This window comes from Pseudomonas sp. COR18 (assembly GCF_048568395.1).
In the GTDB taxonomy this organism is placed as follows: domain Bacteria; phylum Pseudomonadota; class Gammaproteobacteria; order Pseudomonadales; family Pseudomonadaceae; genus Aquipseudomonas; species Aquipseudomonas fuscovaginae_B.
Genome location: NZ_CP183808.1, coordinates 247,002 through 271,587, shown reverse-complemented (window position 1 = coordinate 271,587; position 24,586 = coordinate 247,002). Strand labels below are relative to the sequence as shown.

Annotated in this window: 25 protein-coding genes; 21 read left to right on the top strand and 4 right to left on the bottom strand. The window is 64.8% G+C overall.

Annotation, left to right across the window (positions count from 1 at the left end):
- The first annotated feature begins 3 nt into the window (after positions 1-3).
- The 6 genes from ACM62G_RS01255 (at position 4) to ACM62G_RS01230 (ending at position 5,061) form a co-directional block, all read left to right on the top strand.
- On the top strand, positions 4-1,338 hold the full coding sequence (locus ACM62G_RS01255) for an FMN-binding glutamate synthase family protein (protein ID WP_054058043.1): 1,335 nt from the start codon (positions 4-6) through the stop codon (positions 1,336-1,338).
- 336 nt (positions 1,339-1,674) lie between these two features.
- Entirely contained in the window at positions 1,675-3,000 is a 1,326-nt protein-coding gene (locus tag ACM62G_RS01250; RefSeq protein WP_419736555.1) for an ammonium transporter, read from the top strand.
- A 137-nt stretch (positions 3,001-3,137) separates the two neighbouring features.
- Positions 3,138-3,413 carry a metal/formaldehyde-sensitive transcriptional repressor gene (locus ACM62G_RS01245; RefSeq protein ID WP_273820629.1) on the top strand — a complete coding sequence of 92 codons (276 nt, stop codon included), beginning with the start codon at positions 3,138-3,140 and terminating at the stop codon, positions 3,411-3,413.
- Positions 3,414-3,420: 7 nt separating this feature from the next.
- Complete coding sequence (gene dmeF, locus ACM62G_RS01240; RefSeq protein ID WP_419736554.1) at positions 3,421-4,350, top strand: CDF family Co(II)/Ni(II) efflux transporter DmeF; 930 nt, start codon at positions 3,421-3,423, stop codon at positions 4,348-4,350.
- Between the two features lie 3 nt (positions 4,351-4,353).
- On the top strand, positions 4,354-4,542 hold the full coding sequence (locus ACM62G_RS01235) for a DUF1289 domain-containing protein (protein ID WP_054058039.1): 189 nt from the start codon (positions 4,354-4,356) through the stop codon (positions 4,540-4,542).
- Between the two features lie 81 nt (positions 4,543-4,623).
- Positions 4,624-5,061, top strand: a complete 438-nt coding sequence (locus ACM62G_RS01230) for a YqaA family protein (RefSeq protein WP_419736553.1) — start codon at positions 4,624-4,626, stop codon at positions 5,059-5,061.
- Positions 5,062-5,074: 13 nt separating this feature from the next.
- Here ACM62G_RS01230 and ACM62G_RS01225 read toward each other — a convergent pair whose 3' ends face one another.
- On the bottom strand, positions 5,075-5,989 hold the full coding sequence (locus ACM62G_RS01225; protein ID WP_419736552.1) for a LysR family transcriptional regulator: 915 nt from the start codon (positions 5,987-5,989) through the stop codon (positions 5,075-5,077).
- Between the two features lie 115 nt (positions 5,990-6,104).
- Between ACM62G_RS01225 and ACM62G_RS01220 the strand changes: the two genes are divergently transcribed.
- The 8 genes from ACM62G_RS01220 (at position 6,105) to ACM62G_RS01185 (ending at position 13,470) form a co-directional block, all read left to right on the top strand.
- On the top strand, positions 6,105-7,295 hold the full coding sequence (locus tag ACM62G_RS01220) for a CaiB/BaiF CoA transferase family protein (protein WP_273820634.1): 1,191 nt from the start codon (positions 6,105-6,107) through the stop codon (positions 7,293-7,295).
- 18 nt (positions 7,296-7,313) lie between these two features.
- Positions 7,314-8,276 carry a hydroxymethylglutaryl-CoA lyase gene (locus tag ACM62G_RS01215; protein ID WP_419736551.1) on the top strand — a complete coding sequence of 321 codons (963 nt, stop codon included), beginning with the start codon at positions 7,314-7,316 and terminating at the stop codon, positions 8,274-8,276.
- On the top strand, positions 8,276-8,659 hold the full coding sequence (locus ACM62G_RS01210) for a VOC family protein (RefSeq protein ID WP_273820637.1): 384 nt from the start codon (positions 8,276-8,278) through the stop codon (positions 8,657-8,659). Before ACM62G_RS01215 ends, ACM62G_RS01210 begins: the two co-directional genes overlap by 1 nt.
- A 22-nt stretch (positions 8,660-8,681) precedes the next feature.
- Complete coding sequence (locus ACM62G_RS01205) at positions 8,682-9,623, top strand: D-2-hydroxyacid dehydrogenase (RefSeq protein ID WP_419736550.1); 942 nt, start codon at positions 8,682-8,684, stop codon at positions 9,621-9,623.
- A 39-nt stretch (positions 9,624-9,662) separates the two neighbouring features.
- Complete coding sequence (gene dctA, locus ACM62G_RS01200; protein WP_273820639.1) at positions 9,663-10,961, top strand: C4-dicarboxylate transporter DctA; 1,299 nt, start codon at positions 9,663-9,665, stop codon at positions 10,959-10,961.
- Positions 10,962-11,099: 138 nt separating this feature from the next.
- A complete protein-coding gene (locus ACM62G_RS01195) occupies positions 11,100-12,320 on the top strand; it encodes a multidrug effflux MFS transporter (RefSeq protein ID WP_419736549.1) in 1,221 nt (406 codons plus the stop codon).
- 12 nt (positions 12,321-12,332) lie between these two features.
- Positions 12,333-12,923, top strand: coding sequence for a TetR/AcrR family transcriptional regulator (locus ACM62G_RS01190; RefSeq protein WP_419736548.1), 591 nt, complete (start codon positions 12,333-12,335; stop codon positions 12,921-12,923).
- Between the two features lie 70 nt (positions 12,924-12,993).
- Complete coding sequence (locus ACM62G_RS01185; RefSeq protein WP_273820642.1) at positions 12,994-13,470, top strand: Lrp/AsnC family transcriptional regulator; 477 nt, start codon at positions 12,994-12,996, stop codon at positions 13,468-13,470.
- A 16-nt stretch (positions 13,471-13,486) separates the two neighbouring features.
- Here the strand turns inward: ACM62G_RS01185 and ACM62G_RS01180 are convergent, their stop codons facing one another.
- On the bottom strand, positions 13,487-14,713 hold the full coding sequence (locus ACM62G_RS01180) for an aminotransferase class V-fold PLP-dependent enzyme (protein ID WP_419736547.1): 1,227 nt from the start codon (positions 14,711-14,713) through the stop codon (positions 13,487-13,489).
- Positions 14,714-14,998: 285 nt separating this feature from the next.
- On the opposite strand from ACM62G_RS01180, the gene ACM62G_RS01175 reads away from it, so the two are divergent.
- Complete coding sequence (locus tag ACM62G_RS01175; RefSeq protein WP_273820644.1) at positions 14,999-15,616, top strand: LysE family transporter; 618 nt, start codon at positions 14,999-15,001, stop codon at positions 15,614-15,616.
- Here ACM62G_RS01175 and ACM62G_RS01170 read toward each other — a convergent pair whose 3' ends face one another.
- Both ACM62G_RS01170 and ACM62G_RS01165 read right to left on the bottom strand, forming a co-directional pair.
- Positions 15,617-16,750: a hypothetical protein gene (locus tag ACM62G_RS01170; RefSeq protein ID WP_419736546.1), complete on the bottom strand. Its 1,134-nt coding sequence runs from the start codon at positions 16,748-16,750 to the stop codon at positions 15,617-15,619.
- Between the two features lie 402 nt (positions 16,751-17,152).
- Complete coding sequence (locus ACM62G_RS01165) at positions 17,153-17,740, bottom strand: hypothetical protein (RefSeq protein WP_419736545.1); 588 nt, start codon at positions 17,738-17,740, stop codon at positions 17,153-17,155.
- Between the two features lie 137 nt (positions 17,741-17,877).
- On the opposite strand from ACM62G_RS01165, the gene ACM62G_RS01160 reads away from it, so the two are divergent.
- From ACM62G_RS01160 to ACM62G_RS01135, 6 genes are all read left to right on the top strand, one after another.
- A complete protein-coding gene (locus tag ACM62G_RS01160) occupies positions 17,878-18,876 on the top strand; it encodes a GlxA family transcriptional regulator (RefSeq protein ID WP_419736544.1) in 999 nt (332 codons plus the stop codon).
- A 160-nt stretch (positions 18,877-19,036) separates the two neighbouring features.
- Positions 19,037-20,179, top strand: a complete 1,143-nt coding sequence (locus tag ACM62G_RS01155; protein WP_419736543.1) for an aromatic ring-hydroxylating oxygenase subunit alpha — start codon at positions 19,037-19,039, stop codon at positions 20,177-20,179.
- Positions 20,180-20,231: 52 nt separating this feature from the next.
- Entirely contained in the window at positions 20,232-21,161 is a 930-nt protein-coding gene (locus ACM62G_RS01150; RefSeq protein ID WP_419736542.1) for a 3-keto-5-aminohexanoate cleavage protein, read from the top strand.
- A gap of 20 nt (positions 21,162-21,181) precedes the next feature.
- On the top strand, positions 21,182-22,603 hold the full coding sequence (locus ACM62G_RS01145) for an aminobutyraldehyde dehydrogenase (protein WP_419736541.1): 1,422 nt from the start codon (positions 21,182-21,184) through the stop codon (positions 22,601-22,603).
- A 37-nt stretch (positions 22,604-22,640) separates the two neighbouring features.
- The gene (locus tag ACM62G_RS01140) at positions 22,641-23,573 is read left to right on the top strand and encodes a 3-hydroxyacyl-CoA dehydrogenase NAD-binding domain-containing protein (protein WP_419736540.1); all 933 of its coding nucleotides are present in this window, start codon (positions 22,641-22,643) and stop codon (positions 23,571-23,573) included.
- A gap of 57 nt (positions 23,574-23,630) precedes the next feature.
- Positions 23,631-24,584, top strand: a complete 954-nt coding sequence (locus ACM62G_RS01135; protein WP_419736539.1) for a PDR/VanB family oxidoreductase — start codon at positions 23,631-23,633, stop codon at positions 24,582-24,584.
- The last annotated feature ends 2 nt before the right edge of the window (positions 24,585-24,586 follow it).

The following is a 24,586-nucleotide window of genomic DNA, read 5'->3' as shown; positions in this document are numbered from 1 at the left end:
AACATGAGTGAATCCACTACCCCGAAAGCCGCTCCGGTGCTGCGCGAGTCGGCCACCTTCGATCGCCTGACCATCCAGGAAATCCAGCGCGCCGCCGAAACCGGCATCTATGACATCCGCGGCGGTGGCACCAAGCGCAAGCTGCCGCATTTCGATGATCTGCTGCTGCTCGGCGCCAGCGTTTCCCGTTATCCGCTGGAAGGCTATCGCGAGAAGTGCGGCACCGATGTGATTCTCGGCAACCGCTTCGCCAAGAAGCCGATCCACCTGAAGATTCCGGTGACCATCGCCGGCATGAGTTTCGGCGCGCTGTCGGCCAACGCCAAGGAGGCCCTGGGCCGTGGCGCGACCATCGCCGGCACCAGCACCACCACCGGAGACGGTGGCATGACCCCGGAAGAGCGCGGGCAGTCGCAGCACCTGGTCTATCAGTACCTGCCGTCGCGCTACGGCATGAACCCGGACGACCTGCGCAAGGCCGACGCCATCGAGATCGTCCTGGGGCAGGGCGCCAAGCCGGGCGGCGGCGGCATGCTGCTGGGCATGAAGGTCACCGAGCGGGTCGCCGGCATGCGCACCCTGCCGATCGGTGTCGACCAGCGTTCGGCCTGCCGTCATCCGGACTGGACCGGCCCGGACGACCTGGCGATCAAGATCGCCGAGATCCGCGAGATCACCGACTGGGAAAAACCGATCTACGTGAAGATCGGCGCCAGCCGCCCGTATTACGACGTCAAGCTGGCGGTCAAGGCCGGCGCCGACGTGATCGTGCTCGACGGCATGCAGGGCGGTACCGCGGCGACCCAGGAAGTGTTCATCGAACACGTCGGTATCCCGATTCTGCCGGCGATTCCGCAGGCGGTGCAGGCCCTGCAGGAAATGGGCATGCACCGCAAGGTGCAGTTGATCGTCTCCGGCGGCATCCGCAACGGGGCCGACGTGGCCAAGGCCATGGCCCTGGGCGCGGACGCGGTGGCCATCGGCACGGCGGCGCTGATCGCCCTGGGTGACAACCACCCGCGGCTGGACGAGGAGTTGAAGAAGATCGGCTCGGCGGCCGGTTTCTACGACGACTGGCAGAACGGCCGTGACCCGGCGGGTATCACCACCCAGGACCCGGAACTGTCGAAACGCCTGGACCCGGTCGAAGGCGGGCGCAGGTTGGCCAACTATTTGCGTGTCCTGGTGCTGGAAGCGCAAACCATGGCCCGGGCCTGCGGCAAGTCCCACCTGCATAACCTCGACCCCGAGGACCTGGTGGCCTTGACCGTGGAGTCCGCGGCCATGGCCCGGGTGCCACTGGCCGGGACCTCGTGGATTCCCGGGCAGCAGTACTAGACGCTGGCGTAGCCGCGCCAGCAGGCCGACTCCCACAGGGACAGCGCCGAACGCAAAACGGGAGTCCTGCTCCCTCTGTAGGAGCATGGCTTGTCGGAACGCCGCACCGCCGCGAACAGGCGTTCAAGCCATAGGGGCTTTGATCGTTCCCACACAGAGCGTGGGAACGATCGGGGAGTCGGACTCATCCGCGAACAGGCACGTGAGCCTGGTCAGGAACCCGGGAGCCTCCCCCAGGCTTCGAGTCATACAACGAAGAGAGGCCTCCAGGGCCCGACACATCTTTACAGCGCTTTCTGCCCGGCACTTTTCCATCTCATTGCAGGAGCTTCGAAAATGGTGAATCGTCTACCCGGCAAATCCCTTCTCGCACTGCTCGCGCTTGGCGCGTGCGCACCCCTGGCCCAGGCCGCCGATACCCCGACCCTGAACACCGGCAGTACCGCCTGGATGGTCACGGCGGCGGTCCTGGTGCTGTTCATGTGCCTGCCCGGGCTGGCGCTGTTCTACGGCGGGCTGGTGCGGGCCAAGAACATGCTGTCACTGTTCACCCAGTGCTTCGGCATTGCCGGCCTGGTCGGCGTGCTGTGGGTGATCTTCGGCTACAGCATGGTGGTCGACACCACCAACATGGTCGAGGGGCAGGTCAGTTTCAACAGCTTCGTCGGTGGCCTGAGCCGGGCGTTTCTCGCCGGCATGACCCCGGACAGCCTGGTCGGCGACATTCCGGAAGGGGTGTTCGTGACCTTCCAGATGACCTTCGCCATCATCACCCCGGCGCTGATCGCCGGTGCGTTCGCCGAACGCATGAAGTTCTCGGCGGCGCTGCTGTTCATGGCCGTCTGGTTCACCCTGGTCTATGCCCCGATCGCGCACATGGTCTGGGGTGGCGCGGGAGCCTTGATGCACAACTGGGGCGTGCTGGATTTCGCTGGCGGCACCGCGGTGCACATCAATGCCGGCGTCGCGGCGCTGGCGGCCTGCCTGATGCTGGGCAAGCGCAAGGGCTATGCCAACGCGCCGATGCCGGCCCACAACCTGAGCCTGACCATGACCGGCGCGGCGATGCTCTGGGTCGGCTGGTTCGGTTTCAACATCGGCTCGGGTGGCGGTCTCAACGGCCTGTCCGGCATCGTCATGCTCAACACCCAACTGGGCGCCTGTGCCGGCATTCTCGGCTGGATGTTCACCGAGTGGTTCAAGGTCGGCAAGCCGAGTGCCCTGGGCCTGGCCAGCGGCGCCCTGGCCGGCCTGGTGGGCATTACCCCGGCCTGTGCCTATGTCGGCGTCGGCGGCGCCTTGGCGATCGGCCTGCTGTGCGGGGTGTTCTGCTACCTGAGCGTCACCGTGCTGAAGAAACGCCTCGGTTATGACGACAGTCTGGACGTGTTCGGCCTGCACGGCATCGGCGGCATGATCGGTGCGGTGCTCACCGGCGTGTTCTGCGTGCCGTCGTTGGGTGGCCTGGTGGAAGGCGTGACCCTGGGCGGCCAAGTGGTCGCGCAGATCAAGGGCGTGCTGTTCACCACAATATATTGCTTCGTGGTCAGCTGGATCATTCTGAAGGTGGTCAAGCTGCTGGTCGGCCTGCGTGCCGACGAACACGTCGAGGAGATGGGGCTGGATCTGGCCGAGCATAACGAGCGGGCCTACAACCACTGAGTGGGGGGCGGCAGACCGGTTCTGCCGCCCATGTCGGTCTGGATCAGGGGCTTCACTCGCCCCTTGAGGATTGTTGCCTTGCCAAGGGAACAGCCGAGCGGCATCATACGCCTCAATATAGGGTAGGGGGGTATGCTATGTCGCACATGAAATCCAACCGGGACGACCTGCTCAAGCGGGTCAGGCGCATCGCCGGCCAGGTCCAGGCCATCGAACGTGCCCTGGAAGGCGATGCAGAGTGCGCCAAGACCCTGCACCTGGTGGCCGCGACCCGTGGGGCAATCAATGGGCTGCTCGACGAGATCATCGAGGACCACGCCCGCGAGCATGTCGCGCGGGCGGGGCTCACTGACGAAGAGCGGGCGCAGGGGGTTGAAGACCTGCTCGAAGCCATTCGCCGTTACTCGAAGTGAGGTCGTCATGAGCACCACGAACTCTCTGCACAGCCACGATTTCCTCGGCGCTGGCCACGATGACAACGCCCGGCGTACCCTCTGGGTGGTGATCCTCACCGTCGTGATGATGGTCGGTGAGATTGCCGCCGGGTACATCACCGGCTCCATGGCGTTGCTGGCCGACGGTTTTCACATGGCGACCCATGCCGGCGCCCTGGGCATCGCCGCGGCAGCCTACGCGTTCGCGCGCAAGCATGCCGGCAACGCCGCCTACAGCTTCGGCACCGGCAAGGTCGGTGACCTGGGCGGCTTCGCCTCGGCGCTGATTCTCGGCCTGATCTCGCTGGGGATCGGCATCGAATCGCTCATGCGCCTGTTCGAGCCGACCCAGGTCCGCTTCGGCACGGCCACGCTGATCGCGGTCATCGGCCTGGCGGTGAACATCGTCAGCGCGCTGCTGCTGGCGGGCGCCGCCGGCCATGATCACGGCCATGGGCACCGTCACGGGCATGACCCTCATCACGGACACGCCCACGGCGAAGACAACAACCTGCGCTCCGCCTATGTCCACGTGCTGGCGGATGCTGTCACCTCGGTCCTGGCCATCGTCGCGCTGCTGGCCGGCAAGTACCTGGGCTGGGTCTGGCTCGACCCGGTCATGGGGATTGTCGGTGCCGTCGTCATCGCGCGCTGGGCCTGGGTACTGATGCAGGACACCGCTTCGGTGCTGCTGGACCGGACCGACGAGCACGTGGCCGAGGAGATCCGCGAGTTGCTCGACCAGTCGGGCAAACTCAGGATCACCGACCTGCATGTCTGGCGTGTCGGGCCTGAGGCGCGAGCGGCGATCGTCAGCGTGCAGGGCTCCCCGGAGCTGTCGGCCGAGGATGTGCGCGAGGCCTTGAAGCCGGTCCACGAGGTGACTCACCTCACGGTCGAATACCGGGCTGCCTGATCCATGGCGAAGGACATTGAAAACCCCTGCGTTTCGCTGTGCCAGTTGAACAGCGAAATGTGCGTGAGCTGCGGGCGCACCCGCGAGGAAATCCGCAAATGGCGTGGCATGAAACGCCCGGAAAAGATGGCGACGGTGCAGCGGGCCAGCGCCCGCATGAAAAGCATCAACAAGAAGAAAAACAAGGGCTAGTGGGTCTCCACGGGCAAATCATCCAATGCCGATGGGGTAGCCGAATGCCAGGCTGCGCTGCGGATCCGACGGGTTGAGAACATGTGGGAAACGACCGGATACCTCGGCCTCTTCATTTCGGCTTTCGGCGCCGCCACGCTGCTGCCGTTGCAATCGGAAGCCGTTCTGGTCGCGCTGCTCAGGGCCGGGCAGCACCCGGCCCTGGCCCTGCTGTGTGTCGCCACGGTCGGCAATGTCGCCGGTTCGTTGGTGAACTGGGTGCTCGGGCGCTATCTGGAGCATTGGCGGGACAAGGCCTGGTTCCCGGTGTCCGGCCAACGGCTGGAGAGTGTCCAGCGCACCTACCATCGCTATGGCCGGTGGTCACTGTTGCTCAGTTGGGTGCCGGTGATCGGTGACCCGCTGACGGTGGTCGCCGGCCTGATGCGAGAGCCCTTGTGGAGCTTCCTGGCGATCGTCACTTTGGCCAAGGCTGCCCGCTATGGTGTGTTGTACCTGATGACGCTGGGTTGGGCATGAGCGCAGAATCGTTTCAAGGGCCGTGTTGCGTCTGGACCGTGGTGAGGTAATGAAAGAGATTGGCCGCTTCCGGTGACAGCCTCGTGGCGTCCACGACGCCGACGTTCAGTGTCCGAGAGGCCCAGGCGTCGCGCAGGTGGATCGCCTGCAGTCTGCTCTGCAGCACTTCGGGCCGCACCGAGCCCAACGGCAGGATGCCAATGCCCAACCCGGCCTCGATCATCCGACAGATGCCATCGAAGCTGCTGACCTGAATCCGCACCTTGAGCAACCCACCGGCGCTGGCGGCCGCATGGCGGATCCGGTCCAGCAGTGAGCTGCCCTGGTTCAGGGCGATGAAGTCGTACTCCAGGGTGTCGGCCAGGGAAACGCTCTCGCGCTGGGCCAGCGGGTGCTCAAGGGGCGCGAGAACCACCAGCCGGTCCTGGCGATAGGGGCGTACCTGCAGCCCGCCGGTGGGCACGTTGTCGGCAAAGATCCCGATGTCAGCCTTGCCGTCCTGCACCGCCTCGATCGTCATGTCGCTCAGCGCCTCTTCCAGGCTGATGCGCACGGCCGGGTTGCGGCCCAGGAAATCGGCCAGGTCCTGGGGCAGAAACTGGATCACCGCCGAGGTATTGGCGAACAGGCGCAGGTGCCCGCGCACCCCGCTGGCGAAGTCGGTTGCGTCATGGGCCAGGCGCTGGGCGTTGTCCAGCATGTGCCTTGCGTGTTGCGCAAGGCCATGGCCGGCCGGGGTGATCTGCAGGCCACGGGGCAGCCTGATGAACAGCGTGCAGCCGGTCACCCGTTCCAGCTCGGCCAGTCGCTTGCTCGCCGCCGACAGCGTGAGGTGCGCCTGTTCTGCGGCCTTGGTGAGATTTTCACTGTCCGCCGCCAGCACCAGCAGGCGCAGCGAGAGCAGGTCGAGCTGCAGGAGATTGTGCACGTATCGAGGTCCAGGGTTTCCAGAATGGAAACCATAGTGGAAAAAATTGAAATTTTCACCCGCCCGGATTGGCGTGATGATCCGCCCATCACTTCCAACAAGAACGGGAACCGTCATGAGCCTACCGCTGCAAGGCGTCAAGGTGATCGAAATGGGCCAGCTGATTGCCGGGCCCTTTGCCGCCAAGCTGCTCGCCGAGTTCGGCGCTCACGTGATCAAGATCGAACCGCCGGGAACAGGCGACCCCCTGCGCAAGTGGCGCTTGCTGCACAACGGCACGTCGGTGTGGTGGGCCGCCCAGTCGCGCAACAAGCAGTCGGTGACGCTCGACCTGCGCCAGGCCGAAGCCCATGAGGTGGTCAAGCGCCTGGTGGCCGATGCCGATGTGCTGATCGAGAACTTCCGGCCCGGGGCCCTGGAGAAGTGGGGGCTGGGCTGGGACGTGCTGTCGGCCCTGAACCCGCGTCTGGTCATGCTGCGTGTGTCGGGCTACGGCCAGACCGGGCCTTACCGCGACTTGCCCGGTTTCGGGGTGATCGGCGAGGCCATGGGCGGCCTGCGGCATCTGTCCGGTGAGCCAGGGCGTACGCCGGTACGGGTCGGGGTGTCCATCGGCGACTCGCTGGCGGCCCTGCATGGGGTGATCGGCGTGCTGCTGGCCTTGCGTCATCGCGACCAGAACAATGGGGCAGGGCAGCAGGTCGATGTCGCGCTGTACGAGTCGGTGTTCAACATGATGGAAAGCCTGATGCCGGAGTACTCGGTGTTCGGCACGGTACGTCAGCCGGCCGGCAGCAGCCTGCCCGGGATCGTCCCGACCAACGCCTATCGTTGCCGGGACGGCAAGTACGCGCTGATCGCCGGCAATGGCGACAGCATCTTCCGGCGCCTGATGGAGCGGATCGATCGGCTCGACCTGGCTAATGACCCGGAGCTGGCGGAGAACGACGGACGTGTCCGACATGTGGCGCGGCTCGACGCGGCGATCGGTGCCTGGACGGCCGAGCGGTCACTCGATGAGGTGCTGGCCGCGCTCAACGAAGCGAACATTCCCGCCGGCAAGATCTACGACGCCGCCGACATCGCCGGCGACCCTCACTACCAGGCGCGGCAGATGCTGCTGCCGGCGACCCTGGACGATGGCACGGCGGTGACCCTGCCGGGCATCGTCCCCAAGCTGAGCGCCACGCCAGGCCGGGTTCGCTCGCCGGCGCCCAGGCTTGGCGAGCACACCGACCAGGTGCTTGAAACACTGGGCATCGATGCCCGGACCCGCAGCCAATGGCGCGAGCGCGGCCTGATCTGATGACTTGGGAGAACCTTGATGAAACGCCTGTATTTGCAGGAAGTCGCCACGCGTGACGGCTTCCAGAACGAAAAGACTTTCATTGCCACCGAGGACAAGATTGCCCTGATCGATGCGTTGAGCCAATGCGGCTATGCCAAGATCGAAGTCACCTCCTTCACGTCGCCCAAGGCCATTCCCGCCCTGCGTGACGCGGAAGCGGTCATGTGCGGTATCCGCCGCCAGCCGGGTGTCGAGTACACCGTGCTGGTACCCAACGTGCGGGGCGCCGAGCGGGCCCTGGGTTGCGATATCGACGAGGCCAACCTGGTGATGTCGGTGAGCGAGCCGCATAACCGCTCCAACCTGCGTATGACCCGTGAGCAGTCGTTCGCCCAGCTCAGGGAGGTGATTACGGTCATCGGGCGGGGCCCGGTTGCAATCAATGTCTCGCTGTCCACGGTGTTCGGTTGCCCGATGCAGGGCGATGTGCCCGACGACGAGGTCCTGCACTGGGTGGAACGCTTCGCCGCGCTGGGGGTACGTGGCGTGACTCTGTGCGACACCACGGGCATGGCCTATCCCACTCAGGTTCAGGCCTTGAGCCAGTGCGTGCGCGAGTGCTTTCCCGACCTGCAACTGACGCTGCACTTTCACAACACCCGGGGCATGGCCCTGGCCAACACGGTGGCGGCGCTGGAAGCCGGCATCGACCGCTTCGATGCCTCCCTGGGCGGATTGGGAGGGTGTCCCTATGCGCCGGGTGCCAGCGGCAACGTGTGCATGGAGGATCTCGCCCACATGCTGGAATTGATGGGCCATGACACCGGCCTCGATCTGGCTCGCGTCCTGGCGGCGTCGAGCCGCCTGCCGGGACTGATCGGCCACGATACGCCCAGCCAGATCATCAAGGCCGGGCGCCGCCTGGACCTGCACCCGATCCCGGAACACGTACACACCTTGAGCAGGCAGATGACCCACACCGAACGAGAGAGCGCGTGATGATCGACCATCTGGACCACCTGGTACTGACCACTGTCGATGTCGAGGCCTGCAAGGATTTCTACCTTCGCGTGCTCGGCATGAGCCTGGAAACCTTTGGCCAGGGACGCCTGGCGTTCCGCTTCGGCAACCAGAAAATCAACGTGCACGTGCGCGGCCGCGAGTTCGAGCCCAAGGCCCATCTGCCGGTGCCGGGGGCGCTCGACCTGTGCTTCATCGCCAGTCACGGCCTGGAAGCCGTCATCGCGCACCTTGAAGCACAGCAGTGGCCGATCATCGAAGGTCCGGTGCAGCGAACCGGCGCGACCGGGCCGATCCGTTCGGTCTACGTCCGCGATCCGGACCTGAACCTGATCGAGATTTCCGAACCGTTGAGTGCCTGAAACCCACCCCAGGAGGTCAACCATGAATATCGTATTTCTCGACGGCGCCAGCCTGCCGTCGGCCTTGTCACGCCCGCAGGAAGCCAGCAACTGGACCGTTCGCCCACAGACGTCCCCGGAGGAACTCGTGCCGGCCCTGCAAGGGGCCGAGGTGGCGATCACCAACAAGGTGCGCATCGACCGCGCGGCGCTTGAGCAGTTGCCCGGACTCAAGCTGATCTGTGTCGCGGCCACCGGCTACGACTGCATCGACATCGCTGCCTGTCGCGACCAGGGCGTCACGGTGTGCAACGTGCCGGCCTACAGCGCAATCAGTGTCGCCGAGTCGGTGATCGCCGCGTTGTTCGCCCTGCGGCGCCAGCTGTTCGCCTACCGTGAGGCGGCCACGACCCAGTGGCCCGCATCGACGCATTTCTGCGTGCACGGCGCGCCGATCCGCGACCTGCACGGCAGTACCCTGGGCATCGTCGGGCGCGGGGACATCGGCAGCCGGGTCGCACGCCTGGCCAGGGCCCTGGAGATCAATGTGCTGTTCGCCGAGCACCGTGGAGCACGCACGGTACGCGAGGGCTACACGGCCTTCGACGAGGTGCTGGCCCGGGCTGATGCGCTGACCTTGCACTGCCCGCTGACTCACGCCACGCGCTACCTGATCGGCGCGGCCGAAATCGCCCGGATGAAGCTGGGGGCCCTGTTGATCAACACGGCGCGTGGTCCGCTGGTGGACGAGAACGCCGTGCTCGCCGGCCTGGCCAGTGGCCGTGTGGCGGGTGCCGCCCTCGATGTGCTCTACACCGAGCCGCCGCGCGCCGACCATCCGCTGTTGCACACCAACCACCCCAATCTGCTGGTCACGCCCCATGTTGCCTGGGCCAGTCAAGGCAGCGTCGAGCGTCTCAAGGCGGTCCTGCACGCCAATATCGCCGCGTTTGCCGGCGGGAGGCCGATTCACATCGTCAGTTGACGCCGTTCCCCAACCGACAACCATCCGGAAGACAGAGCCATGACAAAAACAATCAGCTCTACGATCGACATGACGCCCGCCGCGCCGGCACGGCGCAAGGCGTTCTACCAGCATCTGTACGTCCAGGTCCTCGCGGCCATCGTGCTGGGCGTGCTCCTGGGGCACTACAGTCCTGGTCTTGGCGAGCAGATGAAACCCTTGGGCGATACCTTTATCAGGCTGATCAAGATGCTGATCGCGCCGATCATCTTCTGCACGGTGGTCAGTGGCATCGCCAGTGTGCAGAGCCTCAAGCGCATCGGCCGCATCGGCTTCAAGTCGCTGGTCTATTTCGAGATCCTGACCACGCTGGCTTTGGTGGTCGGTCTGGTCGGCGTCAACGTGCTCAAGCCGGGCAGCGGTATGCACATCGCCCCGGCAAGCCTGGATGCTTCCGCCATTGCCGGCTACAGCAAGGCGGCTCATGAGCAGACGGTGGTCGGGTTCCTGACCCACATCGTTCCCGACACGGTGTTTGGCGCCTTCGCCAATGGAGAAATCCTGCAGGTCCTGTTCATCTCCGTGCTCTTCGCCTTTGGCCTGCAACTGCTGGGCGAGGCCGGCAAGCCGCTGCTGGCGACCATCGACCTGGTGGCGAAGGCCTTCTTCCGCATGCTCAGGATCGTCATGTACCTCGCGCCCCTGGGGGCCTTCGGCGGCATGGCGTTCACGGTGGGCAAGTACGGAGTGCAGTCCCTCGGTGCCTACGCCAACCTGCTGCTCTGCTACTACCTCACCGGCCTGGCGTTCGTCTTCGTCGTGCTCAACCTCGTGGCGCGCCTGGCCGGCTTCAGCCTGTGGAAGTTTCTTCGCTATATCCGCGAAGAGCTGGTCCTGGTGCTGGGCACATCCTCTTCCGAATCGGCGCTGCCGCGGCTGGTAGGCAAGCTGGAGAAACTGGGGTGCGAGAAGTCGACCGTGGGCCTGGTGGTGCCTTCGGGCTACTGCTTCAACCTGGATGGCAGTTGCATCAACATGACCGTGCTGGCGATCTTCATCGCCCAGGCGCTGGACATCGAGGTGTCGATCTACCATCAGGTCACGCTGCTGCTGATCCTGCTGCTGACGTCAAAGGGCGCGGCCAGTGTCACCGGCGGGGCGTTCATCACGCTGGCGGCCACCCTGGCTTCGCTGGATGTGATACCGGCAGCCGGCCTGGTCCTGGTGCTTGGCGTCTACCGTTTCATCTCCGAGGGTGGCGCGTTGATCAACGTCATCGGCAACGGCGTGGCGACCCTGTTCATTGCCCGTTGGGAGGGTGCGCTCGATCAGGAGCAGTTGGCCCGCGAGCTGGGCTAGGGATTCTGCACACAGCCGTTGCCCCTGGACGCGTTATCCGGTTTCTCCTGAATGTATTGACGTGCTCATGGGGCCGCTTTAGGATCATCAGCAATGACTACCGACCGGTCGGTAGTTTATTGGATCTGGAGATCTGAAATGAGTGGTTCCAACGAGAATACCGTGCCGGTGCGCGTCGCCATCGCCCTGGGGCTGATCGGAGCGCTTGGTCCGTCAGCTGTCGATATGTACCTGTCCAGCCTGCCGGAAATCGCCAGAACCTATCAGGCCAGCTTTGCCAGCGTGCAACTGACCCTGACGTTCTTCCTGCTGGCGATGGGCGCCGGGCAACTGCTGTTCGGACCGGTGGTGGATGCCTATGGCCGGCGCAAGCCGCTGCTGATCGGGCTGGCGATTTTCACCGCCTGCTCGCTCGGGGCGGCCTCGGCTCTGACGCTGGAGTGGTTGATCGGCCTGCGTTTCGTGCAGGGGCTCGGCAGCGCGCTGACCCTGGTGGTGATCATGAGTATGGTGCGTGACCTCAGCCACGGCGTCACGGCGGCCCGGTTGTTCGCCATGCTGATGACCATCGAGGGGCTGGCACCGATCCTGGCCCCGGCCGCCGGTGGTTTCATCGACACCCACTACGGCTGGCGGGCGGTCATGCTGGTGCTGGCGGTCCTCGGCCTGGCCGTATTCTGCAACAGTTGGCTGGCGCTCCCGGAAACCTTGCCAGCCGCCAAGCGCGAGCCGTTGCGCCTGCGGGCGGCCTGCGCGACCTACCTGGCGATCGCCCGTGATCGCCAGTTCCTGCTGCCGACCCTGGCGGTTGCCGCCGTGTTCTTTTTCCTCTTCGCCTACATCGGTGGGGCGCCACTGGTCTACCAAGAGGTCTATGGCCTGAGCCCACAGGACTTCGGCCTGGTCTTCGGGGCGACCGGCGTAGCGATCCTGCTGGGCGCCATGCTGGCGGGCAAGTGGGTCAGCCGCCTGGGGTTGGGGCGGCTGTCGATGCTCGGGGTCGGCTGCATGGCCGCCGGTACCCTGATCGCCCTGGCATCGACCGTCCTGGAGTCCGGGCTGTTCGGCCTCGTTGCCGGCATGGCGGTGGCGCTGTTCGGCCTGGGCATTGCCGAGTCGACACTGATGTCGCTGGTGATGTCGTCCCAAGGCAAGGCCCTGGGTTCGACGGCTGCGTTGCTGGGGGCCTTCCAACTGTCGGTTTCCTCCACTGCCACGCCGCTGGCCGGCCTGGTTCTGGAGTTCGGTGCCATGGCCTGGGCGGGGTTGCTGGTGGTCAGTACCTTGCTGGTCTGCATATTGACCGGAGTCAGCGTGCCCAGCGCCGCCTCACAGTCATACAATCTGGCCGGACATTGAATGGAGGAGTGTATGACGTCGAACAATCTGAGCCCGGCAGCGGGGCGCATCGCGCAACTGGCCCTCAGCCATTTTGCCGAGTACGGTTATGACGCGGCCTCGATGAACGACATTGCGCTACTGGCCGGGCTCAAGAAAGCCTCGCTTTACGCTCACTTCGCCAGCAAGGATGACCTGTATCAGGCGGCGCTCGGCCTGGCCCTGGAGGCCGAGACCCGGCATGTCCGTGCGCAGTTCGAACCTTGCCAGGGGAGCGCGGGGCTGCTGGGGGAGGATTACTGGTTCCGCTTGCGCGACCGGTATACGGAGAACGACTCGCTGCGCTTCCTGCTGCGCGCGGCGTTCTATCCGCCGCATTCGCTCAGGGACAAGGTGATGGGGGGCTTCAATGATTACCTTGCGTTTCTGCGCGGGCGTTTCGAGGAGGTCTTCGTGCAGGCGCACCCGCAGGTCGCGCAGGACATGCGAAACTGGCTCGTCGAGGCCTACATGGCAGTGATCGACAGCCTCCACGTCGAGCTGATCTACGGCAATGACGACGGCTACTTCCGACGCCTGGAGGCCTTTCGCGGCCTGTATGCCGTCCTTGCCGGGCGGTTGTAGGCATTTCATGGCAGGTTAGTCCCAGGACCTTGAGGCGGGCGCGACAATGAATGATCTGAAGCTGGATCGAATGGACACGAAGATTCTGGGCGTCTTGCGCAGGAACGGCCGGATTTCCCATCAGGAGCTGTCGCTGAAAGTGGGCCTTTCGCCTTCCCAATGCCTGCGCCGGGTGAAACGGCTGGAAGCGGAGGGCGTGATCCTGGGCTATTCGGCGGTCATCGATGAAAACAGGCTCGGCAACGACATCAATGCCTGGGTGATCGTCAAACTGCAGCGCAACAGTCCAGGGGCGAGGGAGCGGGTGGCCCTGCTGCTGAAAAACCGCCCTTGGGTGCGGCTGGCCACCGGCGTCACCGGCGATGTGGATTTCATGATCCGCGTCGTCGCCCCGCGGATGGCCGACTTCTCGAAAATCCTCATCGACGAGCTGAACAACCACCCGGACATCAGCAGCACGCAGTCCTTCATCTGCCTGGATGACCTGGTGGGCGGGCTGACCAGCATGGCCGGCCCGGGCGCCTTGGTGGACAGCGCCCAGGCCTGACGGCGAGGGTCGCTGGTCAGAGCGACGCGTCCAGGGCCTGGATCAACTGCTGCATCTCTTCGGCGGCGGTGTAGTGCACGAAGGACAGGCGCAGCACGCCTTCCTGCGGGTCGACATCCAGCGCCTGCAACAGGCGCACCGCGTAGAAGTGGCCCGCGCCGGCAATGATGCCTCGCGTTGCCAGCCGGGCGGCGACCTCGCGCGGGCTGGCGTTCAGGGTTTGCAGGGAGACGGTGGCGGCCTTGTTCCGTACGTCGCTTGGGCCGAGCAGGCGCACGCGGCAATCCGCGGCGCAGAACTCCAGCAAGGGCGGCAGCAGCGCCGCCTCGGCGCTGCGCAACAACTGGCGCACGTTGGCGGCGCGCTCGTGGCGGTCGGCGGCGGGGAAGTGATGGGCATGCACCTGGTCGAAGTAGGTGGTGACGCCGCTGGCGGCAGCGACCTGGGCATGGTCGGGGCCGGCGGGGACGAACCACTTTGCCAGGTAGGCCTCGTTGAAGTAGTGCGCCTGGTTGCCGAGCCAGTCCATCAACGGGCGGCGAATGACCATGGCCCCCAGGTGCGGGCCGAAGGTCTTGTACAGCGAAAAGAGATAGATGTCGGCGCCGAGCGCGTCCACGTCCGGGAAACCATGGCCGGCGTAGGAAACCCCATCGACCACCGCCTGGGCACCTGCGGCATGGACGATCTCGCAGATTTCCCGCACCGGGTTGATCTCACCCAGGATATTCGAGCAGTGGGTGAAGGCGACCACCCGGGTGCGCGGGCTCAGCAGCTTCTGCAGTTCGCTCGGGTCGAGGGAGCCGGTGGTGGCGTCGACCTGCCATTCCCGAATGACCATTCCGCGTTTGGCCAGCCGCCGCCAGACGCCGTTGTTGGCTTCGTGGTCCTGGTTGGTGACGATGATTTCGTCTCCCGCCTCGAGCCGATTGGCAAAGGCCTCGGCCAGCACATAGGTGTTCTGCGAGGAGGAGGGGCCCAGGTGCACCTCTTCCGGCGACACGCCGAGATAGGCGGCGATTTCGGCGTGTGAGCGGTCCATCTGCTCGCCACCCTGGCGCGAGGCCGGGTGGGCGCCGTAGGGCTGCATCTTGTGCCGGCGGTAGAAGCGGTCGAGGTGGTCGATCACGGGGTGGCAGGCGTAGGAGCCGCCAGCGTTGTCGAAGAACGCCTGGCCTTGCAGGGAGGGTTCGGAAAAGGCCGGGAACTGGCGGCGGATGAACGAAAGATCCAGGGCGGGCATTGGCAAGACTCCTGTTGTGCACGAGGGATTCGATAGGTCATAGCCTAAGGGGTGATGCCTGCACGAAGTCGGCAAAAGTGGCCGCAAGCACCGGCTCCATGCAGGAATCCTGCATGTTCAGGTAGCAGAGTGCTCGGATGGGAGCATTGGCATTTTCCGGGTGACCGGGAAGAGGCCTTGGCGGGCAAGTAGGGGGGCGGCATTCCTGGAGCACGACGAGTATGAAAGTAGGTGGATTACGGTGCATCATGTCCCGGCCTCATTTTCATACAGGAGCCTACCCCGATGCTCGGCGTAACCGACTACGGCGCATTCGTGATCGCATTCATCATCGTCCTGGCCATCCCCGGGCCCGGTAACTTCGCCTTGATCACGGCGACCGGCAAGGGTGGGATCAGGGCCGGTCTGGCGGCCACCTGCGGGGTGATCCTCGGTGACCAGGTGCTGTTGTGGCTGGCCGTGGCCGGCGTGGCGACCCTGCTCGCCGCCTACCCGGCGGCCTTTCACCTGGTGCAGTGGGTCGGCGCGGCCTACCTGGCGTATCTGGGGTTGAGGATGGTGATGAGCAAGCCGGGCGGCGCACCGCGCCAGAGCCGGATGGACAACGGCCACTACCTGCGCCAGACCATGATGATCACCTTGCTCAACCCCAAGGCGATCATGTTCTACATGGCGTTCTTCCCGCTGTTCGTCGACCCGGTCAGGCACCAGGGGCTGGTGACCTTCGGCTTCCTGGCCGCCACCGTGGCGGTGGTGACCTTCCTCTACGGCCTGATCGCCGTGGTGCTGACGCAGTTGCTGGCCGAACGCATGCGCGCCAACCCGCGGGTCAGCAACCTGCTGGAGCGCCTGGCCGGTGTGGCGCTGCTGGGCTTTGGCATCAAGCTGGCGGCGATGCGCTAGTCAGGCCCGGAGGGAGGTGGTCAACCACGCCTTGACGTCCGGCTGGCGCGGGGGCGGAGGATGTGAAACGAAGCGGGGCGGCTCGAACGACCGGCGAAAGTCGCGGGTTGAATGGCCGGCGATCGCATCGAGTTCCACCAGATCCGCGCCGCGCTTGCCCGCCTGTTCCAGTCGATAGCGGGTATCGCGCTCCTGCTTGTCGATCTGCTGCCGGATGCTGTGTTCGAAGACATTCCTGTCGGCCGGTATCGGTTCGAGCGTGTCGAGCACGTAGCGGGTCGCCTGCGGCAAGCGTGCCTGCACCTGCTCCGGCAGGAACTTCCCAAGCGCCGGCGAGAGGGCGATGGAGGCCAACAGCTCTTGCCTGGAATTGAATGCCTTCAGGCCCAGCTTCGGCAGGTAAAGCACCAGGTGCTCGTCATCGTCACCAACGGCGGGCTGCACCATGACGAAGGGGCCTTGCAGCGTCAGGGGAGGGTAGCGGTCGTGCCCACCGTTGGCGCGGACTGCAAGGCTGTAGACCTGTGGACGCGTGCGTTCATCGGGGTAGGCCCGCTCGAGATCGGTCGCCGATGGGTGGTTGACGATCATGTCGACCAGCGCCTTGCCCGCCTTGTCGAGAATCCTGTCTTCCTCCTGCTGTTGCGCTTCGAGCGCTATCTGCTGCTGGCGGATTTCGCCCAGTTTCGTGCGCGGCTTGCGGCCATCTTCGCCCGGCGTGGTGAAGTCCCGCGCCTGTCGCGCGGCCATGTCCCTGGCCGTGTTCGACGGCAGTTGCCTGATGAAGTGCAGGACGTCCTGTGCGCTGATGAATCCCGGCACTGATGGGGTTTCGCGATCGCTACCGGTGCGGTAGGTGTTGCCAGGGCCGTAGTACAAGGGGCCGGGTACGAACGGATAACGGCCCAGCAGGTCGCTGATATCACGACCGCCGTAGTGCGCCGCAATCAGCTCGGCAACGCTGGGCGAGGCCACGACTTGCGGCGGCTCGGCCAACCGGTACACCCTCAGGTGCAGGTTGTTCAGGTCCAGCGGCCGTGGCTCTTGTGGGAAACGCCTTTCGAATGCCTGCTGCGCCTCTTGCAGCGGACTATGGCGCGGCAGCTTGGCGAATACGGCGTTGGCCTGTTTCAACGGTTCGATGAGGGCTTCGATCTTTGGCTCGCGTAGCAGCGTCGAGGTAAGGTTGCCCTGTGTCGGGCTCGAGAGTTGTGCACGAAATCCTGAATACCCGCCTGGGCCTTCTGTCGACTTGGCCGGCCTCTGCTGTCGTTCCGACTCGCGTGTCGATGCGGTTTGCGGGATGTCCTGCTCACTGTGCTGCATCAGCCAGGGGGCCGACGCGATGATGCTTCCTACACTCACATGATTGCCTGCATGAATGGATCTGAGGAACAGGCCGGATCACCTGCATGGAGGCGTCGGCCTGACGCTCGCTACAGTAGTGGTGCGGGGCGGTGCCAGCTATCGGACCGGTCCGACGTTGGCTGGAGGACGACAAGGCCTTGTCCTGTGGGGAAAGGCAGGGCGCCGACATCAGGGCCCAGGGTTGAATCCCTTGTAGCTGGGGTCTTTGTAGAGCTCCATGAAGTACGAGGTCTTGCTCTCGTTGCTGCCCTTGGCATAGGTGACGTCGGGATTCGGGCTCAGGTGCCAGCCCGGACCTGTCTTGTCGCGTTCGATCAACGTCGGGTACATCGTACACTTGCCGACGCCATAGCCCGACTCCATCAGGAACTGGTAGTAGTGCTCGGCCTTGGGCGTGAACCTCGCCGAGACGGTGCAGGAGTCGGTACGGTCGCCGATGTAGGTCATGTCCACGTCGGTTTCCAGGCCCGGTCGCACCGGCGTTTCGTAGTAGTTGAACGTCAGGTCCTGGCCGGCCTTGGGCATGCCCTTGTCCTGGGTATGGACCAGCACGAACTCGTTGCGGCGGATCAGCCCGCCGGAGCGCACACCGTTTTCGTACTGGAAGAGTTCCGAATGCTGGGTGTAGTTGACGATGCGTACCCAGGCCGGGTTCGGCTCGTTCTGCGGTGCCTTGAAAAAATCGTGATGGGGCAGGAACTGACAGCCGCCGAGCAGGGGTACGGCGAGTAGCCAGAGGGACGGGGAGATACGCATGGTCGGGTCTTCCTTGAGCGGGGATCTCAGAACAGACCGCAAAGAGTCCCGGGCATTCCCGAGATGGCGTGAATGAGCGGTACGGGCGAAACCAGGACCGGTATGATCAAGGCACAGCCCGCTGTTCGGAGGTCCGCGTGTTCAACTTTCTGGTCATCGTGTTTCCCTACTTCAATGCGGCCGCGACCACGGCTTTCGTCGACCCTTTCCGTGCAGCCAATTACCTGAGCGGGGAAAACCGGTTCCATTGGGACTTCGCCTCGGTCGAGGGCGGCGGCATTCGAGCATCCAACGGTATGGACCTCTACACCCAGTCACTGTTGAGCAAGCGTGAGCAAACCTGGGATCTGGTCATCGTGTCCAGCAGTTGGTCACCCGAGTCGCACTACAGCCCGGCCTTGCACAACCTGCTCAGGACCTGGGCGAACAAGGGCTGCATGCTCGGTGCGATCGACACCGGGACCTTCCTGCTCGCTGAAGCCGGGCTGCTTTCCGGGCGTCGGGCAACCGCTCATTACGAGCACATCGATGCGCTGCTCGAACTCTATCCCGACGTCACCATCGTCGAGGACCTGTATGTCATCGACCAGAACCGGATCACCTGTTGCGGCGGCGCGGCGGCCACCGACATGGCCCTGCAACTGATCCGCAACATGCACGGCGAAACCCTGGCGAACGAGGCCGCCCGCTACGTGTTCCATCAGCAATTCAGGCCGGCCAGCACCCAGCAGAATCCGGAAAGCCAGCAACCCCTGGGGCACACCATCCCGCTGGTGGTCAAGCAGGCGATCAAGCTGATGGAGAAGCATCTGGAAGAGGTCATCAGCATCCCGGATCTCTGCGAGCAGGTCGGTATTTCCCAGCGTCAGCTCGACCGGCTGTTTCGTCAGGTGGTGCACAAGAGCCCGGCGCTGTACTACCGCGACATTCGCCTGGACCGCGCACGTGGCCTGGTCACCCAAACCGACCTGGCGCTGACCAAGGTCGGCGTGGCCTCGGGCTTTCCCAACCAGTCGCACTTCTGCCGGATCTACCGCGAACGCTTCGGGCTGACGCCGCGCCGGGATCGTCTGGAAGGACGCGTGCCCTTTGATTATCGGGCCTGGCCCATGCACCAGGTCGGCAAGCATCCATAGCGTCCGTCGCGGGCGGCTATCCCATATCCAAAAACGACAATGGCTGGAAAAGAATAAAGTACGGCGGATTTTGCACATTTAACGCTTCGGTCCCGGACCACTATCAACCCCAGAAAACGAGCAGGACTCCCGTGCTCGTAACAAGAAAAGGGCCGTTGATATGTCTGAGTTGCTGCATCCCCGCCAATTCGAATCGATCAAGCAAGGTTACGATCCGGACCCGTTGCTGTCCCAATCCCTGCGTGCCGACGCCTATGTCGACCCGCAGTGGTTCCGCCTCGACCAGCAGCAAATCATCGCGAAAAGCTGGCAGTGGGTGTGCCATGTCGAGAAGGTGCGCGAGCCGGGCAGCTACACCACCGTCGACATCGCCGGGAACCCGATCGCCGTGGTCCGTGACCAGGACGGCACTCTGCGGGCCTTCTACAACGTCTGCAAGCATCGCGCCCACCCTGTGCTGCAAGGCGAGGGCAAGACCCGCCGGATCGTCTGCCCCTACCACTCCTGGTGCTATGGCCTGAACGGCAGCCTGGTCGGCGCCCCTCACGTGGGCGGCCTCAAGGAATTCAACAAGGAAGAGATCCACCTGACGCCGGTGCAGGTCGAGGAGTTCTGCGGTTTCGTCTACGTCAATCTCGACCCCGCCGCCCAGCCGCTGCACGTGCAGTCCGGTGACCTGGCCAAGGAAATCCTGCACTGGGCGCCCGACATCGAGAGGCTGACCTTCGGCCACCGGCTGACCTACGAGATCAAGTCGAACTGGAAGAACGTGGTCGACAATTTCCTCGAGTGCTACCACTGCCCGACCGCGCACAAGGACTTCTGCACCCTGGTCGACATGGACACCTACAAGGTGCAGACCCATGGCATCTATTCCAGCCACATGGCCGAAGCCGGCAAGGGCCAGAACTCGGCCTACGACGTGTCCAAGGCCAGTGTGCGCACCCATGCGGTCTGGTGGCTGTGGCCCAACACCTGCCTGATGCGCTACCCCGGACGCAGCTCGATGATCGTCCTCAACATCGTCCCGGTGGGGCCGGACCGTACCTTCGAAACCTACGACTTTTTCCTGGAAACGCCCGAGCCGGACGACATGGAAAGAGAGGCCATCCGCTACCTGGACGAAGTGTTGCAGGTCGAGGACATCTCGCTGGTGGAGAACGTCCAGCGCGGGATGCAGACCCCGGCCTTCGAGCAGGGCCGGATCGTCACCGACCCGAACGGCTCCGGCAAGTCCGAGCATGCGCTGCACCACTTCCACGGCCTGGTACTCGATGCCTACGCCCGTAGCGTGAAACCGTGAGCAACGCGGGCTCTACCGCCCCGGCACAACAATCAGAACAGTGAGTCTCACCATGCCCAAGTCCGTCATCATTACCTGCGCCACCACCGGTGGCGTGCACACCCCGACCATGTCCGAATACCTGCCGATCACCCCGCAGGAGATCGCCGATTCCTCCATCGAGGCGGCCCGGGCCGGGGCCTCGATTATCCACCTGCATGCCCGCAATCCGGAAACCGGCAAGCCGGACCCGCGCCCGGAACTGTTCCAGGACTTCATGGGGCAGATCCATCGCCAGAGCGATGCGGTGCTGAACGTTTCCACCGGTGGCGGCCTGGGCATGACCCGTGAAGAGCGCCTGCGTGCCGCTCTTGCCGTCAGCCCGGAAATGGCTTCGCTGAACGTCGGCTCGATGAACTTCGGCATCTTCCCCATGAAGGCCAAGTACAGCAACTGGAAGCACGACTGGGAGCCGGCGTTCCTCGACAGCACGCGCGACTTCATTTTCCGCAACACCTTTGCCGACATCGAATACATCGTCAAGGAGCTGGGCGACGGCCACGGCACCCGCTTCGAATTCGAATGCTACGACCTGGGCCATCTCTACAACCTGGCGTGGGTGATCGACCAGGGTTGGGTCAAGCCGCCGTTCCTGATCCAGATCGTCTTCGGTGTGCTCGGCGGCGTCGGCGCCGACCTGGACAACCTCATGCACATGCACACCGTGGCGCAGAAGCTGTTCGGCAAGGACTACGAATGGTCGGTCCTGGCCGCTGGCAAGAACCAGATGGCGTTTGCGACCCAGGCCGCGATGCTCGGCGGCAACGTGCGCGTCGGCCTGGAAGACAGCCTGTTCATCGGGGCCGGCGAGAAGGCCAAAAGCAATGCCGAGCAGGTGCTGAAAATTCGCTCGATCGTGGAAAGTCTCGGTCTGAAGGTCGCGACGCCAGACGAGGCGCGGGTGCGCCTGGGGCTGAAGGGACGCAACAGGATCACCCTGTGATTCACGCTGGGAGATATGCCATGCACACGAAATTGTTGATCGACGGCGAGCTCGTTGAAGGGGCCGGTGCACCGTTGGCGGTGATCGATCCGGCGACCGGAGAGCAAATCGTCCAGGTTCGCCAGGCCGATGCTGCCCAGCTGCACCATGCGGTCCGCAGCGCGCAGCAAGCCTTCGAGACGTATTCGAAAACCACGCCGGCCCAGCGTGCCGGTTTGTTGATGGACATCGCCGGCGTCGTCGAGCAGCACGCCGAGGAACTGGCCGCGCTCGAAAGTGCCAACGTAGGCAAACCCTGGCCATCGGCGCTCGCGGATGAAATGCCGCTGACCCTCGACACGTTCCGCTTCTTCGCCGGGGCGGCCCGGACTCTGGCCGGTGTCGCGGCGGGGGAATATGTTGCGGGGCACACCAGCCTGATCCGCCGCGATCCGCTCGGCCCGGTGGCCGCCATCGCGCCCTGGAACTATCCGCTGATGATGGCAGCCTGGAAACTGGCGGCGCCGTTGGCCGCCGGCTGTAGCGTGGTGCTCAAGCCTTCGGAGGTGACGCCGCTATCGACCTTGCACCTGGCTCATCTGCTGGCCGATGTGTTGCCTAGGGGCGTGGTCAACGTCATCCATGGCGAGGGCCGTTCGACGGGGGACCGGCTGATCAATGCACCGGGCATCGAAGCGGTGAGCATCACCGGTTCACCGGCCACCGGCAGCGCCGCCATGCGCGCCGCGGCCGCCGAAATGCGCCAGGTTCATGTGGAGCTTGGCGGCAAGGCACCGGTCATCGTCTATGACGATGCCGATATCGACAGGCTGGTGGCGACCCTGCGCGCCACGGCGTTCTTCAACGCCGGCCAGGACTGCGCGCAGCCGTGCCGGCTGCTGGTGGCCAGCAAGGTCTACGACCGCGTGGTCAGCGCCTTGGCCGAGGCGGCATCGAGCATTCGCACGGGGGCGCCGAGGGCCGCAGGTACCGAAATGGGCCCACTGGTGACCGAACTGCATCGCCAGCGTGTGGCCGGGTTCGTCGATCGGGCACGGGCCCATGCTGAGGTGGTGAGCGGTGGCACGGTCGAGGCGGGCGGGGGCTTCTTCTATCGCCCGACAGTGATCGCCGATGTCGATCACCACGCCGAGATCGCCACCCAGGAAGTGTTCGGCCCGGTGATCACGGTCTCGCGCTTCAGCGAACAGCAGGACCCGATCGCCATCGCCAACGCGACCCGCTATGGCCTGGCCTCGTCGCTGTGGACCCGTGACAGCGGCCGCGCCATGGAGGCCAGCAGCCGGTTGCGCTACGGCTTCACCTGGGTCAACACCCATGGCGTGGCCACCCCGGAAATGCCCTGGGCCGCCATGAAGGGCTCGGGCCATGGCTGCGACATGTCGGTGTTCGCGCTCGACGCCTATACCAGCGTGCGCCACGTGATGCTGGCGCACGGCTGATCAACCGTCTTTTTCCCTTACAACCGAGGTTCTCCTGATGAGTGAATTCCAGAATGTCGCCGTGATCGGCGCCGGTGTCATCGGCGCCAGTTGGGCCGCCCTGTTCCTGGCCTCGGGCCGCCATGTGGCGGTCTACGACCCTTCGCCGACGATGGAGGCCGATGTCCGCGCCTACATCGACAATGCCTGGCCGACCCTGCGAGAACTGGGGCTGGCCGAGTCCGAGCCGGGCCGGCTCAGCTTCCATGAGGATGTCGCCAGCGCGGTGCGCGAGGCCGACTTCGTGCAGGAAAGCGTGCCGGAGCGGATCGCCATCAAGCACGAGCTGTTCGCCAAACTGGAAGCGGCGCTCAAGCCCGGGGCCATCGTCGCGTCGTCCGCGTCCGGTTTGCGTCTGGGCGAGATGCAGGCCGGCTGGCGCAACCCGTCGCATTTCATCCTCGGTCACCCCTTCAACCCGCCCCACCTGATCCCGTTGGTCGAGGTCATGGGCAATGACAAGACCGCAGCCGGCGTGGTCGAGCAGGCGGAGCGCTTCTACGAACGGGTGGGCAAGGTGACCATCCGCGTCAACCGCGAGGTGCGTGGGCATGTGGCCAACCGCCTGCAGGCGGCGCTGTGGCGCGAGGCCATTCACCTGGTCAAAAGCGGCGTGGCCAGCGTCGAGGACGTCGACAAGGCGGTCTGGGCCGGCCCTGGCCTGCGCTGGGCGGCCATGGGGCCGACCCTGCTGTTCCACCTCGGCGGCGGCTCGGAAGGGCTGGCCTCGTTCTGCCAGAAGTACACCGAGAGCTTCCATGGCTGGTGGGATGACCTGGGTGATCCGCGGTTGGACAGCGAGACGGCGGCCCAACTGGTCGAAGGCGTGCACCAGGAGGCAGGCGATAGCAGTTGGGCCTCGCTCGCCAGCCAGCGCGATGAACTGATCACCCGCATGTTGAAGGCGACTGCGCCGCTGCGGCGCGGTTGAGTGGCGGCCCGGGGCGTGCCGCGTCCCGGGCCTGATTGCTGTTGCGTGAGGTTTGCCATGCCTGATGAAACGTTGACCCTGCAGATCACCGACCTGATTGCCGAAGCCAAGGGCGTCATGGTCGTTGAACTGCGCGCACCCTCGGGAGAGGCGCTGCCGCCCTTCAAGCCCGGTGCCCATATCGAACTGCACCTGCCGGGCGATATCGTGCGCCAGTACTCGTTGTGCAACGACGCCCGCGAACGGCACCGCTATTGCGTGGGTGTCGGGCTGTCGCCGACCAGCCGCGGCGGTTCCCGGCATGTGCACCAGTCGCTGCGGCTGGGCGACACCCTGACGGTCAGCCCGCCGCGCAACCACTTTCCGCTGGACGAGGACGCGCCGGGTTTCGTGTTCTTCGCCGGTGGCATCGGGATCACGCCGGTCTGGTCGATGATCCAGTGGTGCGAGGCCAACCACCGCCTCTGGCATCTCTACTACCTGGTACGCAGCCGCCAGCGCGCGGCGTTCCTGGAACAACTGCAGGCCTTTGGCGACCGGGTCACCATGCACGCCGATGACCAGGCCGGTGGGCTGTTCGACGTGGCCGCAGCGATCGGCCAACAGCCGTCCCATGTGCATTTCTACACCTGCGGGCCGACACCGCTGATGCTGGCCGTGGAGGCGGCGGCCAGCGGCTTTCCCGAGGAGCAGGTGCATTTCGAGTGGTTCACGCCCAAGGCGCCGGCGAACGACGCCACGGATAAACCCTTCACCGTCCAGCTGGCCCGCAGTGGGAAGTCCCTTGAGGTACCGGCGGACAAAAGCATTCTTCAGGTGCTCGAGGCCAACGGCCTGCGGGTGGAAAGCTCATGTCGAGAGGGGACCTGTGCCTCATGCGAGATCTGCGTCCTGGAAGGTACCCCCGACCATCGCGACAGCGTACTGACAGCGGCCGAGCGCCGGAAGAACGACGTGATGATGATCTGCGTCTCCCGCGCGTTTTCCGAAAGCCTCGTACTCGATCTCTGAAG

Bases quoted from the DNA above. Each gene is read 5' to 3' on its own strand.
- ACM62G_RS01255 (WP_054058043.1), top strand. From the start codon at position 4: ATGAGTGAATCCACTACCCCGAAAGCCGCTCCGGTGCTGCGCGAGTCG.
- ACM62G_RS01250 (WP_419736555.1), top strand. From the start codon at position 1,675: ATGGTGAATCGTCTACCCGGCAAATCCCTTCTCGCACTGCTCGCGCTT.
- ACM62G_RS01245 (WP_273820629.1), top strand. From the start codon at position 3,138: ATGTCGCACATGAAATCCAACCGGGACGACCTGCTCAAGCGGGTCAGG.
- dmeF (WP_419736554.1), top strand. From the start codon at position 3,421: ATGAGCACCACGAACTCTCTGCACAGCCACGATTTCCTCGGCGCTGGC.
- ACM62G_RS01235 (WP_054058039.1), top strand. From the start codon at position 4,354: ATGGCGAAGGACATTGAAAACCCCTGCGTTTCGCTGTGCCAGTTGAAC.
- ACM62G_RS01230 (WP_419736553.1), top strand. From the start codon at position 4,624: ATGTGGGAAACGACCGGATACCTCGGCCTCTTCATTTCGGCTTTCGGC.
- ACM62G_RS01220 (WP_273820634.1), top strand. From the start codon at position 6,105: ATGAGCCTACCGCTGCAAGGCGTCAAGGTGATCGAAATGGGCCAGCTG.
- ACM62G_RS01215 (WP_419736551.1), top strand. From the start codon at position 7,314: ATGAAACGCCTGTATTTGCAGGAAGTCGCCACGCGTGACGGCTTCCAG.
- ACM62G_RS01210 (WP_273820637.1), top strand. From the start codon at position 8,276: ATGATCGACCATCTGGACCACCTGGTACTGACCACTGTCGATGTCGAG.
- ACM62G_RS01205 (WP_419736550.1), top strand. From the start codon at position 8,682: ATGAATATCGTATTTCTCGACGGCGCCAGCCTGCCGTCGGCCTTGTCA.
- dctA (WP_273820639.1), top strand. From the start codon at position 9,663: ATGACAAAAACAATCAGCTCTACGATCGACATGACGCCCGCCGCGCCG.
- ACM62G_RS01195 (WP_419736549.1), top strand. From the start codon at position 11,100: ATGAGTGGTTCCAACGAGAATACCGTGCCGGTGCGCGTCGCCATCGCC.
- ACM62G_RS01190 (WP_419736548.1), top strand. From the start codon at position 12,333: ATGACGTCGAACAATCTGAGCCCGGCAGCGGGGCGCATCGCGCAACTG.
- ACM62G_RS01185 (WP_273820642.1), top strand. From the start codon at position 12,994: ATGGACACGAAGATTCTGGGCGTCTTGCGCAGGAACGGCCGGATTTCC.
- ACM62G_RS01180 (WP_419736547.1), bottom strand. From the start codon at position 14,713: ATGCCCGCCCTGGATCTTTCGTTCATCCGCCGCCAGTTCCCGGCCTTT.
- ACM62G_RS01175 (WP_273820644.1), top strand. From the start codon at position 14,999: ATGCTCGGCGTAACCGACTACGGCGCATTCGTGATCGCATTCATCATC.
- ACM62G_RS01165 (WP_419736545.1), bottom strand. From the start codon at position 17,740: ATGCGTATCTCCCCGTCCCTCTGGCTACTCGCCGTACCCCTGCTCGGC.
- ACM62G_RS01155 (WP_419736543.1), top strand. From the start codon at position 19,037: ATGTCTGAGTTGCTGCATCCCCGCCAATTCGAATCGATCAAGCAAGGT.
- ACM62G_RS01150 (WP_419736542.1), top strand. From the start codon at position 20,232: ATGCCCAAGTCCGTCATCATTACCTGCGCCACCACCGGTGGCGTGCAC.
- ACM62G_RS01145 (WP_419736541.1), top strand. From the start codon at position 21,182: ATGCACACGAAATTGTTGATCGACGGCGAGCTCGTTGAAGGGGCCGGT.
- ACM62G_RS01140 (WP_419736540.1), top strand. From the start codon at position 22,641: ATGAGTGAATTCCAGAATGTCGCCGTGATCGGCGCCGGTGTCATCGGC.
- ACM62G_RS01135 (WP_419736539.1), top strand. From the start codon at position 23,631: ATGCCTGATGAAACGTTGACCCTGCAGATCACCGACCTGATTGCCGAA.